Below are 11,669 nucleotides of genomic sequence, written 5' to 3'. Positions count from 1 at the left end.
TTTGGGCCCGCGCGCACATCGCTGTCCTCCCAACCGGCGGTCCCCGGCGTGGCTGACCTGGTCCCGGGCGGCTGGTGGGGAGGATGTTCGCGATGACCTCCCTGCTGACTGCCCGGACCGCGGATCCGCGCATCCTCGATGCCCGGCACCGGCGGCCGCTGGTGCTGCTGGCGCTCCTCGGCGGGGCCGCGGCCGCGGCAGGACCCCTGCTCGTCTGCCTCGCGGTAGGTGTCGCGGGATGGTTCCTGACCGATGCCGGTGCCCACGGGGCACCGCGAGACGGCCTGCGTGCAGGCGCCTACGCGTGGCTGATGGGTCACGGCTCGGGGGCGAGCGTGGCCGGCGTCGCGATCTCCGCCATCCCGCTCGGGGTCAGCGTCGTGTGTGCCTGGGCGGTCTGGCGGATCGCGCATCGCGTGGGCGACTCGGTGTCCGGCCACGGCCCCGATGCCGATGCGATCGCCGACGGCGTGCGTGACTGGACCGTTCCCGCGGCCACGGCGATGTTCACCACCGGCTACCTGGTCGTGGCGCTGGTGACGCTGCGCTCCGTGGGAGCCGAGACGACGCCGCCATCGGGCCTGCGGGTCGTGGTCTGGTCCCTGCTCCTGTGCGCGCTGGTGGGCGGCTCGTCGATCGCGATCGGAGCGGGGCGCGCGGCCATCTGGACGGCGTACCTCCCGCTCTCGGCGAGAGCGGCCGCGACCGTCTGCCTCAAGGTCGTCTCGCTGCTGCTGTGGGCCTCGCTCGCCACCTTCGTCCTGGCGCTGGCCGTCGACTTCGGCGCCGCGCTCAACGTGATGTCCGAGCTGCACGCCAACGCCGAGGAGGCGAGCCTCTACGCCGGGGTGAGCCTGTTGGCACTGCCCAACGCGGTGCTGTTCGCGGCCAGCTACCTGCTCGGCCCCGGGTTCGCCGTCGGCACGGCCACCATCGCCAGCCCGACCGCGGTGGTGCTCGGGCCGGTGCCGATGTTCCCGATGCTCGCGGCGCTGCCTGACGACGGCCAGCCGGCCGGCTGGGTGGCCCTGCTCCTGCTGGTCCCGCCGGTCGTCGCGGCCTACGCGGCGGCCGTGACGCATCGCCTCTACCCCACGACCCGATGGGAGGAGGCGGCCGTGCGTGGCTGCGGGGGAGGGATCCTCGCGGGACTGCTGACCGGCGCGCTCGCGGGTCTCGCCGGAGGCGTTGTCGGCCCCGGACGCATGCAGGACGTCGGCCCGTTCGCCGGCCAGGTCGTGCTCCACGCCGTCGTCGCCCTGGGACTCGGCGCCCTGGTCGGCTCACTGGTGGCGACCTGGTCCTATCGCCGCTACGTGCGGCGGCAGTCCGCTCTCTAGACTCCGGCCCGTGCCTGACTCCCGCCCTCCGGTCAGTCGGCTCGTCGTCCTCGTCTCCGGCTCGGGCACCAACCTGCAGGCGCTGCTCGACGCTGCGGCAGACCCGGCGTACGGCGCTCGTGTGGTCGCGGTCGGTTCCGACCGGGACGACATCGAGGGGTTGCGCCGCGCCGACCGGTTGGGCGTGGAGACCTTCGTGCACCGGGTCGGCGACTACGAGAGCCGAGCCGAGTGGGACGTCGCCTTGGCGGCCACGGTGGCGTCGTACGCCCCCGACCTGGTGGTCTGCGCCGGGTTCATGAAGCTGCTCGGGCCGGCGTTCCTGGCCGAGCACGCCGGACGGACGCTGAACACGCACCCCGCCCTCTCCCCGTCGTTCCCGGGGATGCACGGGCCTGCCGATGCGCTCGAGTACGGCGTCAAGGTCACCGGCTGCACGCTGTTCGTCGTCGACGGCGGCGTCGACACCGGCCCCATCGTCGACCAGCGGACGGTGCGGGTGCACGACGACGACACCGCCGAGACGCTGCACGAGCGGATCAAGGTCGAGGAGCGCAAGATGCTGGTGGAGACCGTGGGACGGATGGCACGCCGGGGCTGGACCGTCGAGGGCCGCAGGGTGTTGATCGGGGCCGGTACTGCTTAAGGTGTCCTCACACGACTGGCGCGGGTGGGTGACCACCGGGGAGTGAACGTCGTGGGCATCGCCCGCCTGGGTGCCCGCTCCGATAGTGGCTGTGAAGGAGCGTCCCCGTGTCCCCGAGCTCGACCCAGATCCCCGTCAAGCGTGCTTTGGTCTCCGTCTACGACAAGACCGGTCTCGACGACCTCGTGCGAGGTCTCCACGAGGCCGGCGTGGCCCTCGTCTCGACCGGCGGCTCGGCGGCTCGCATCGAGTCGCTCGGCATCCCGGTGACCAAGGTCGAGGACCTGACCGGCTTCCCCGAGTGCCTCGACGGCCGGGTCAAGACCCTGCACCCCAAGGTGCACGCCGGCATCCTGGCCGACCGTCGCCTCGAGTCCCACGTGCGGCAGCTCGAGGAGCTGGGGGTCGAGCCCTTCGACCTGGTGGTCTCCAACCTCTACCCGTTCAGCCAGACGGTCGCCTCCGGCGCATCCCCCGACGAGTGCGTCGAGCAGATCGACATCGGCGGGCCGTCGATGGTCCGGGCCGCCGCCAAGAACCATCCGTCGGTGGCCATCGTGACCTCGCCCTCGTCCTACGACGCGGTGCTGGCCGCCGTGGCCGCAGGCGGCTTCACCCTCGAGCAGCGCCAACGGCTGGCTGCCGAGGCGTTCGCGCACACCGCGGCCTACGACGTCGCGGTGGCGTCCTGGATGGGTCGGGTGCTGTCCCCTCCGGAGGGTGAGACCTGCTTCCCGGAGTTCGCAGGTGCGACCTTCACCAAGGCTGCCGACCTGAGGTACGGCGAGAACCCGCACCAGGTCGCCGCCCTCTACGTCGACGGCGCCGGTGGACGAGGTGGCCTGGCCGGAGCCACCCAGCTGTTCGGCAAGGAGATGTCCTACAACAACTACGTCGACACCGACGCCGCGCGTCGGGCCGCCTGGGACTTCGCCGAGCCGGCGGTCGCGATCATCAAGCACGCCAACCCGTGCGGGATCGCGGTGGGCGCCGACATCGCCGAGGCCCACCGCCTGGCCCACGAGTGCGACCCTGTCTCGGCGTTCGGCGGCGTGATCGCGACCAACCGGGCCGTGTCGGTGGCGATGGCCGAGCAGGTCGCCGAGGTGTTCACCGAGGTGATCGTCGCGCCTGCCTACGACGACGGCGCGGTGGAGATCCTGCAGGCCCGCAAGAACCTGCGGATCCTGGTCTGCGACGGGCCCGAGGACGAGTCCGGGTTCGAGTTCCGGATGGTGTCGGGCGGGGTGCTGCAGCAGCAGGTCGACCACGTCGACGCCCCGGGCGACGACGTCGCGACCTGGACGCTGGCGGCCGGGCCGGCCGCCGACGAGGAGACGCTGGCCGATCTCGCCTTCGCCTGGAAGGCCTGTCGGGCGGTGAAGTCCAACGCGATCCTCCTCGCCAACGGCGGTGCGGCTGTCGGCATCGGCATGGGCCAGGTCAACCGGGTGGACTCCTGCGGGCTGGCCGTGTCTCGTGCCGGCGAGCGCGCCAAGGGCTCCGTGGCCGCCTCCGACGCGTTCTTCCCGTTCGAGGACGGACCTCAGGTGCTGCTCGACGCTGGTGTGCGGGCCATCGTGCAACCCGGTGGCTCGCTGCGTGACCAGCTGACGATCGAGGCTTGCGAGAAGGCCGGAGTCCCGCTGTACTTCACCGGCACGCGACACTTCGCGCACTAGCTTCACGCGTCAGCGGGAAGCGTGTAGGTGCGCGGGTCGACCACCGAGAGCTTGCCCACCGAAACGAGAGACAGGACCCACCTTGACCGCCCAGATCCTCGACGGCCTCGCGACCCTCAAGACCATCAAGGCCGAGCTGGCCGAACGCGTCGCGGCGCTCAAGGAGCGCGGGATCACCCCGGGACTCGGCACGGTGCTGGTCGGTGACGACCCGGGGTCGCACTGGTACGTCGGTGCCAAGCACAAGGACTGCGCGGAGATCGGCATCAACTCGATCCGGCGCGACCTGCCCGCCACTGCGACCCAGGCCGAGGTCGAGGCGGTCATCGACGAGCTGAACGCCGATGCCGAGTGCACCGGCTTCATCGTCCAGCAGCCGACGGGGCTCGACGAGTTCGCGCTGCTGTCGCGGGTGCACCCCGACAAGGACGTCGACGGCCTGCACCCGACCAACCTCGGCAAGCTGGTGCTCGGCAAGGCCGGACCGCTGCCCTGCACGCCGGTCGGCGTCATCGAGCTGCTGCGCCGTCACGGCGTGCAGATCGCGGGTGCCGAGGTGGTCGTGGTCGGTCGCGGCCTGACGGTGGGTCGTCCTCTCGGGTTGCTGCTCACCCGGCGCTCGGAGAACGCCACGGTGACGCTGTGCCACACCGGCACCAGGGACCTCGCCGCGCACGTACGCGAGGCCGACATCGTGGTCGCGGCGGCCGGAGTGCCCGGGATCATCGCGGGTGACATGGTCAAGCCCGGCGCCGCCGTGCTCGACGTCGGGGTGTCCCGGGTCGAGGGCAAGGTCGCCGGTGACGTCGCCGACGACGTGGCCGAGGTGGCCGGCTGGATCTCGCCCAACCCCGGTGGCGTCGGTCCGATGACGCGGGCCATGCTGTTGAGCAACATCGTGGAGATCGCCGAGGCGTCGGCGGGCTGAGGTCCGAGCGGGCGTCTAGTGTGAGTCCTCGTGGCGCACCTCCGCGCGGTTCCCGACCCCGACGACGCGGCCGACGAGTCCATCGACCTCGAGGTCGAGCCGGTCGACCCCGCGGCTGCGGTAGCGCCCGGTGAGGACGATGCCCCGGTCGACGCCGAGGACGCGCCACCACTGGACGAGGAGCCGCGTCGCTACCCCTCGACCATCGGCGGTGCGTTCTACCTCAGCATCCTGGCGGCTGCCGGCACGGCGCTGGTGGTCGCGGCTCGCGGCGACTGGCGGCTGGGCATCGAGATCCTGGGTGGGTCGCTGATCGTGGCGGCACTGCTGCGGCTGGTGCTCGCCAAGCGCGACGCGGGGATGCTCGCCGTACGCAACCGCTTCATCGACGTCGTGCTGCTGACCGGTGCGGGTGTCGCGCTGATCTTCTTGGCGACCTCGATCCCGGACATGCCGGTCACCTGACCGGCGGGCCCCGTCAGATCAGGCCCTTCAGATCAGGCCCCGTCAGATCAGGCCCCGTCAGATCAGGCCCCGTCAGATCAGGCCCCTTCAGATCAGGCCCCTTCAGATCAGGCCCAGCTCCACGACGGCGTCGCGCTCCTCGACGAGCTCGGCGACCGACGCGTCGATGCGCGCGCGCGAGAAGTCGTCGATCTCGAGTCCGCCGACGATGGTCCACTCACCGTGCTTGGTGGTGACCGGGAACGAGGAGACCAGCCCCTCGGGCACGCCGTAGGAGCCGTCGGAGACGACCGCCATCGACACCCAGTCGTCCTCGGCGGAGCCGAGCAGCCAGTCGCGGGCCGCGTCGACGGTCGCGTTCGCGGCAGAGGCCGCGGACGACGACCCGCGGGCCTCGATGATCGCGGCGCCGCGCTTGGCGACGGTCGGGATGAAGGTGTTCTCGATCCAGGCCTGGTCGCCGACTGCCTCGACGGCGTTGCGGCCGCCGACCTCGGCGTGGAACAGGTCGGGGTACTGGGTGGCCGAGTGGTTGCCCCAGATCGTCATGTGGGTGATGTCGGTGACGGGCGCGCCGGTCTTGGCGGCCAGCTGCGAGATGGCACGGTTGTGGTCGAGGCGGGTCAGCGCCGAGAACCGCTCCTTCGGGATGTCGGGGGCGTTGCTGAGCGCGATCAACGCATTGGTGTTGGCCGGGTTGCCGGTGACACCGATGCGTACGTCGTCTGCGGCGACGTCATTGAGCGCCTTGCCCTGCTCGGTGAAGATCGCTCCGTTGGCCGACAGGAGGTCGCCGCGCTCCATGCCCGGACCGCGAGGGCGCGCACCGACCAGCAGCGCCAGGTTGACGCCGTCGAAGATCTTGCGGGGATCGGAGCCCGTCTCGACGCCGGCGAGCAACGGGAACGCGCAGTCGTCGAGCTCCATGACGACACCCTCGAGCGCCTTGAGCGCGGGCTCGATCTCGAGCAGTCGCAGCTCGACGGGGCGGTCCGGCCCGAGCAGCGAGCCGCTGGCGAGACGGAACAGCAGGCTGTAGCCGATCTGGCCGGCGGCACCGGTGACGGCGATCCTCAGCGGGGCTTGATCACGTGCGGGGTCAGTTGCGGGCGACATGACATCTCCTGGGTGTCGACGATCGGCAGCGACGCTAGCAGCCACCGTCCGTGCGGCATCCTGGGGCCGTGTCTGTCCTGGGACTGCGGCGAGTGGTGCCCGTGGCGGCGGTGCTGGCCCTGCTCACCGGTTGCGGTGCGGCGGGGCAGGCGAACCCGGAGAAGATCGGTCCGCGTGGTGTCGACGAGCTGGTGATCCCGACCCCTGACCCCGACCCTGACGACTTCGTCGATCGCGTCGACAACCCGTGGCTCCCGCTGGCTCCCGGCACGGTGTGGAGCTACGACGTCTCGGGCAGCGTCGTGCGCGGGCTGGAGGTCAGCGTTGAGGACGAGCCCCAGGTCGTCGCCCGCATCTCCTGCGTGGTCGTGCACAGCGTCGGAACCGACGCGCGTGGCGACGTGGTCATCGAGGGCGAGGCCTACTACGCGCAGGACTCGCGCGGCAACGTCTGGGTCTTCGGCGAGGACACGCGCAGCCTGGCCCCTGCAACGCGAGGGCTCTCGCAGTCCTGGAGTGCCGACGTACACGGCGCCGAGGCCGGTCTGGCGATGCCTGCCTCGCCGCGGGTCGGCGACGGATACGTGCGTGCGCTCCTGCCGAGTGGCGCCGAACGGTCGACCGTGCTGTCGCTGGACGAGGAGCGAACGGTCCCGGCGGGCACGTTCGGCGGCCTCCTCCTGGTGATCGAGACGCCCGGAGACGCGCCTGGAGGTGAGTCGGTGTTCCGGCGCGCCTACGCCGAGGGCATCGGTCTCGTGCAGGAGGCGAGGAGCGGCGGCATCGGGAGCCTCGACCTCGCGAGTGTGTCAGCGCCTCCCGCATAGGCGGACGGGCCAGGCGGACGGGCCAGGCGGACGGGCCAGGCGGACGGGCCAGGCGGACGGGCCAGGCGGACGGGCCAGGCGGACGGGGCTAGCCCGGCGGTCGGGGCCGCGTCTGCCCGTCGTCGGGCAGGTCGCCCGGTTGGGGCCACGACTGCTGGGGCGGTGGCTTCGGGTACTGCGGGTCTCGGGGTGGCTGCCACTGCTGGCCCGGCTGCGGCCAGGGCTGCCCGGGCGCAGGTGCCTGGGGAGGATAGGGCTGGTCGCCGGGCTGCTGGTTCCACTGCTGCTGGTAGGCGTCGGGCGCGCCGTAGCCGGGGACCGCGCCGGCAGGTGCGCGACGCCCGAACCGCAGCCCCGAGCCCGCGACCGGCTCGCTGTGGCGACCGAACACGGCGGGGTAGAGCAGGCCCGCCAGGGCGCCGCCGACCAGCGGGGCCACGATGAACAGCCACAGCTGGAGGATCGCGTCACCACCGGCGAAGAGCGCGGGGCCGATCGAGCGGGCCGGGTTCACCGAAGTGCCGGTCAGCGGGATCGTCGCGAAGTGGATCATCGCCAGGGAGAGCCCGATCGCCAGCGGTGCGAGTGCCGGGTGCTCGTTGCGCTCGTCGGTCACCGCCAAGATGACGACCAGGAAGACCAGGGCCGTCACCACCTCGAGCAGGAAGGCCGCCCACCAGGCGAAGCCGAACCCGCCCTGGTCGCCGAAGGAGTTCTGACCGAAGCCGCCGTCGGAGCTGAAGCCGGGGATGCCCTGCCAGATCACCCACAGCACGATGCTGGCCCCGATCGCACCCGAGAGCTGGGCGCCGACGTAGGCGGGCACCTGGGACCAAGACATCCGGCCGCTGACCACCGCGCCGACCGTGACGGCCGGGTTGAAGTGACCCCCCGAGACTCTGCCGAACGCGTAGGCCATCACCAGCACCGTGAGCCCGAAGGCCAGTCCCGTCGTGACCACGTCGGCCCCGGTGGACAGGGCTGTGCCGACGCCGAAGAACACGAGCACGAACGTGCCGGCGACCTCGGCCCCGAACTTCTGGGCGGGTGTGGGATCGGCTGATGTGGGAGGAGCTGGGGGTGTCGCTGTCGCTTCGGTCATGGCCGCGGCCCCTTCCGACGATGTCGAGGCCCAGCAGCCTACGCCCGTCGAGCGCCCGTTGAGCGGACCTGTCCTCGCGCCTGTTAGCGTCCGAACGTGTCCAGCGAGTCCGCGTCCACCACGGCCATCATCTACACCCACACCGACGAGGCGCCGCTGCTGGCGACGTACTCGTTGTTGCCGATCATCCAGGCCTACGCCGCGCAAGCCGGCGTGCCCGTCGAGACGCGCGACATCTCCCTGGCCGGCCGCATCATCGCCGCGTTCGCCGACCGGCTACCCGAGGAGCAGCGCACACCGGACGCACTGGCCGAGCTGGGAGCCCTGGCCAAGACGCCTCAGGCCAACATCATCAAGCTGCCCAACGTCAGCGCCTCGATCCCCCAGCTGAAGGCAGCGGTCGCCGAGCTGCAGGCGCTGGGCTACGCACTGCCGGCATATCCCGACGAGGTGAGCAGTGACGAGGACCGCGACACCCGGGCCCGCTACGACAAGATCAAGGGCAGCGCGGTCAACCCGGTGCTGCGCGAGGGCAACTCCGACCGCCGCGCGCCCGAGTCGGTCAAGCGGTACGCCCGCAACCACCCTCACTCGATGGGCGCCTGGTCGCCGGACTCGCGCACCCAGGTGGCCACCATGACCGACGGCGACTTCCGCCACAGCGAGAAGTCCGTGGTGATCGCGGCCGACGACACCTTGCGCATCGAGCACGTCGACGAGGACGGCACTGTCACCGTGCTCAAGGAGTCGGTGCCCGTGCTGGCCGGCGAGGTCGTCGACTCCACGCGCATGGACGTCGCCAAGCTGCGGGCGTTCCTCACCGAACAGATCGCCCGGGCCAAGGCAGACGACGTGCTGTTCTCGGTGCACCTGAAGGCCACGATGATGAAGGTCTCCGACCCGATCATCTTCGGCCACGTGGTGCGCGCGTTCTTCCCGGCGCTCTTCGAGGAGTACGGCGAGGTGCTGGCCGACGCCGGCATCTCACCCAACAACGGTCTCGCGGGCCTGCTGGCCGCGGCAGTCACCCTGCCGCGCGGCGCCGATGTCGAGCAGGCAGTGATCGCCGGGCTGGCCGCCGGCCCGCGTCTGGCGATGGTCGACTCCGACCGCGGCATCACCAATCTCCACGTGCCGAGCGACGTGATCGTCGACGCCTCGATGCCCGCGATGATCCGCACGTCGGGGCACATGTGGGGACCCGACGGGCAGGAGGGCGACACCCTGGCGGTGATCCCCGACTCGTCCTACGCGGGCATCTACCAGGCCGTCATCGACGACTGCCGCGAGCACGGTGCCTACGACCCGGCCACCATGGGCTCGGTCTCCAACGTGGGGCTGATGGCCCAGGCGGCCGAGGAGTACGGCTCGCACGACAAGACCTTCGAGATCACGGCCCCCGGATCCGTCCGCGTGGTCAACGGCGCGGGGGAGACCCTGCTCGAGCACGATGTCGACGCCGGTGACATCTGGCGCGCCTGCCAGACCAAGGACGTGCCGATCCGCGACTGGGTGCGGCTGGCCGTGTCGCGGGCTCGCGCCACCGGCGACCCCACGGTGTTCTGGCTCGACGAGACGCGAGCGCACGACGCCAACCTGATCGCCAAGGTCAACGCCTACCTACCTGAGCACGACACCGCCGGCCTCGACATCCGGATCATGTCGCCGGTCGAGGCCACCAAACTGTCGGTCGAGCGGATCCGGCAGGGCCTCAACACCATCTCGGTGACCGGCAACGTGCTGCGCGACTACAACACCGACCTCTTCCCGATCCTCGAGCTCGGTACGTCCGCCAAGATGCTCTCCGTCGTACCCCTGATCAACGGGGGCGGGATGTTCGAGACGGGTGCCGGTGGCTCGGCCCCCAAGCACGTGCAGCAGCTGGTCAAGGAGAACTACCTGCGCTGGGACAGCCTCGGCGAGTTCCTCGCGCTCGCGGAGTCCTTCAAGCACTACTCCGAGGCGACCGGCAACGCCCGGGCCAAGGTGCTGGCCGACACCCTCGACCGCGCCACCGGCACCTTCCTCAACGAGAACAGGTCGCCTGCGCGCAAGGTCGGTTCGATCGACAACCGCGGCTCGCACTTCTACCTCGCCCTCTACTGGGCCCAGGAGCTGGCCCGCCAGTCCGACGACGCCGAGCTGGCCGCGGCCTTCGAGCCGCTGGCCAAGACGCTGGCCGAGAACGAGCAGGCCATCACCGCCGAGCTCATCGGCGTGCAGGGCTCACCGGTCGACATCGGCGGCTACTACCGCCCCGACCCCGAGAAGACGACAGCCGTGATGCGGCCCTCCCAGACCTTCAACGACGCCATCGCGAGTCTCGCTGCTGGTTGAGGAGGCCCCGTCGTTGGTTGAGGAGGGCGCGCTGGCCGGTCCCCGTCGTTGGTTGAGGAGGGCGCGCTAGCGCCCGTCTCGAAACCCGGTGAGGCAACAAGCAGCTGTTACCGAAACGTGGAGAAACCCCAGTGGAATAAGGGGTTCTGAGGGCCTGGGCTGTCGGTGGTCCCTGGTTGGGTTATCGGTATGACGATGACGCCGCTTTCCCCGCGGGTGCGGGTGTTGGAGGCGGCGAAGGACGCGGTGGCCCGGCGGATGCGCGCCGATGCGGACCTGCTCGCGACCGCTGCGGACTGGGCGCTGCTGCATCCGGTGAGCGAGGCCGAGGACGCGGCGGGCTGGTGCTTCGGGGAGGACCTGATCCCGCTCGCTGGTGAGGGTGCCCCGTGGGTGGCGGAGTTCGCACCGGCCGAGCTGGCCGCGGTGCTGGGGTGGAAGACCGAGACGGTCGCGGAGCTGATGGGCGATGCCCTGGAGCTGGCCGCCCGGTTGCCGCACATCTACCGCGACATCCAAGAGCTGCGGCTGTCGGTGTCGTTGGGGCGGTATCTGGCTGAGCAGACCCGTGACGTGTCCATGGACGGGGCGCGTCGGGTGGACAAGATGCTGCGCGGTGGCGGGAAGCTGACCCGGCCGTTCATCCGGCGGGTGGTCGACGAGGTCCGCCTCTATGAGGACCCCGACCGCGCCGCCGCCGACGAACAGAACGCGTTGGCCTCGCGTCGGGTGGAGGTCCGTCCCGGACGCACCCCGGCCACCCTCGAACTGGTCGGTGACCTGGATGTGGCCGATGGGGTCGCGTTCGACCAGGCCCTGTCCCGGGTCGCCGCGGTGCTGGGGGAGCCGGGTGATGGTGAGGGGTTCGAGGTGCGCCGGGCTCGGGCGGTCGGGATCCTGGCCGACCCCGCAGCCGCCCTGGCCCTGTTGAACCGCGACAGGGGCACGACAGGTGAGTCGACCGGCCGTGCCGGCAGGGCGGATCTGGTGCTGACCCTGGACCTGGCCACCCTGGCCGACCTGGCCACCCGTGGGGTCATCGGCCCGGTCGATGCGGGCCGATACGGGACTGCGACCACCAACCTGGTCAAGACCTGGGTCGCCGACTGGCTCGGAGTCGACACCAGGATCGTCGTGCGGCCGGTCCTCGACCTGACCGACCCGACCACCGTCCCGGCCGTGGATGGGCATGACCCGCCCGAGGCGATGACCTGGTACGTCCGGTT

Annotated in this window: 9 protein-coding genes, 1 pseudogene and 1 riboswitch; of the genes and pseudogenes, 8 read left to right on the top strand and 2 right to left on the bottom strand. The window is 71.1% G+C overall.

The features are described 5' to 3' along the window. Positions 1 to 92 precede the first annotated feature (92 nt). From ISU10_RS17050 to ISU10_RS17030, 5 genes are all read left to right on the top strand, one after another. Entirely contained in the window at positions 93 to 1,340 is a 1,248-nt protein-coding gene (locus ISU10_RS17050) for a cell division protein PerM (RefSeq protein WP_194697626.1), read from the top strand. Positions 1,341 to 1,350: 10 nt separating this feature from the next. After that, positions 1,351 to 1,986 (top strand): phosphoribosylglycinamide formyltransferase, encoded by a 636-nt coding sequence (gene purN / locus ISU10_RS17045; protein WP_194697625.1) that lies wholly within the window; start codon positions 1,351 to 1,353, stop codon positions 1,984 to 1,986. Between the two features lies 1 nt (position 1,987). Beyond that, positions 1,988 to 2,065: riboswitch (ZMP/ZTP riboswitch) on the top strand. A 28-nt stretch (positions 2,066 to 2,093) separates the two neighbouring features. Beyond that, positions 2,094 to 3,668 (top strand): bifunctional phosphoribosylaminoimidazolecarboxamide formyltransferase/IMP cyclohydrolase, encoded by a 1,575-nt coding sequence (gene purH, locus ISU10_RS17040; RefSeq protein ID WP_194697624.1) that lies wholly within the window; start codon positions 2,094 to 2,096, stop codon positions 3,666 to 3,668. A gap of 82 nt (positions 3,669 to 3,750) precedes the next feature. Next, positions 3,751 to 4,596: a bifunctional methylenetetrahydrofolate dehydrogenase/methenyltetrahydrofolate cyclohydrolase gene (locus tag ISU10_RS17035; protein ID WP_194697623.1), complete on the top strand. Its 846-nt coding sequence runs from the start codon at positions 3,751 to 3,753 to the stop codon at positions 4,594 to 4,596. A gap of 30 nt (positions 4,597 to 4,626) precedes the next feature. After that, positions 4,627 to 5,061, top strand: a complete 435-nt coding sequence (locus ISU10_RS17030) for a DUF3017 domain-containing protein (RefSeq protein ID WP_370865581.1) — start codon at positions 4,627 to 4,629, stop codon at positions 5,059 to 5,061. A 102-nt stretch (positions 5,062 to 5,163) separates the two neighbouring features. Here ISU10_RS17030 and ISU10_RS17025 read toward each other — a convergent pair whose 3' ends face one another. Next, positions 5,164 to 6,177 carry a malate dehydrogenase gene (locus ISU10_RS17025; RefSeq protein ID WP_194697622.1) on the bottom strand — a complete coding sequence of 338 codons (1,014 nt, stop codon included), beginning with the start codon at positions 6,175 to 6,177 and terminating at the stop codon, positions 5,164 to 5,166. A 68-nt stretch (positions 6,178 to 6,245) separates the two neighbouring features. Here ISU10_RS17025 and ISU10_RS17020 point away from each other — a divergent pair, with 68 nt between their 5' ends. Then, entirely contained in the window at positions 6,246 to 7,004 is a 759-nt protein-coding gene (locus ISU10_RS17020) for a hypothetical protein (protein ID WP_194697621.1), read from the top strand. Between the two features lie 88 nt (positions 7,005 to 7,092). Here ISU10_RS17020 and ISU10_RS17015 read toward each other — a convergent pair whose 3' ends face one another. Beyond that, the gene (locus tag ISU10_RS17015) at positions 7,093 to 8,106 is read right to left on the bottom strand and encodes an MIP/aquaporin family protein (protein ID WP_267239184.1); all 1,014 of its coding nucleotides are present in this window, start codon (positions 8,104 to 8,106) and stop codon (positions 7,093 to 7,095) included. Between the two features lie 96 nt (positions 8,107 to 8,202). On the opposite strand from ISU10_RS17015, the gene ISU10_RS17010 reads away from it, so the two are divergent. Together ISU10_RS17010 and ISU10_RS17005 are read left to right on the top strand one after the other, a co-directional pair. Then, positions 8,203 to 10,443 (top strand): NADP-dependent isocitrate dehydrogenase, encoded by a 2,241-nt coding sequence (locus tag ISU10_RS17010; RefSeq protein ID WP_194697620.1) that lies wholly within the window; start codon positions 8,203 to 8,205, stop codon positions 10,441 to 10,443. 189 nt (positions 10,444 to 10,632) lie between these two features. After that, positions 10,633 to 11,669: pseudogene (locus ISU10_RS17005) on the top strand (hypothetical protein); the annotation flags it as partial.

The sequence above is a fragment of the Nocardioides agariphilus genome, from assembly GCF_015352445.1.
Classification (GTDB): Bacteria; Actinomycetota; Actinomycetes; order Propionibacteriales; family Nocardioidaceae; genus Nocardioides; species Nocardioides agariphilus.
Note: the sequence above shows the minus strand (reverse complement) of the source record. Positions and strands in the feature narration are given on the sequence as shown.

Excerpts from the sequence above, each read along its gene's own strand:
- ISU10_RS17050 (WP_194697626.1), top strand. The coding sequence starts at position 93 with ATGACCTCCCTGCTGACTGCCCGGACCGCGGATCCGCGCATCCTCGAT.
- ISU10_RS17025 (WP_194697622.1), bottom strand. The coding sequence starts at position 6,177 with ATGTCGCCCGCAACTGACCCCGCACGTGATCAAGCCCCGCTGAGGATC.
- ISU10_RS17015 (WP_267239184.1), bottom strand. The coding sequence starts at position 8,106 with ATGACCGAAGCGACAGCGACACCCCCAGCTCCTCCCACATCAGCCGAT.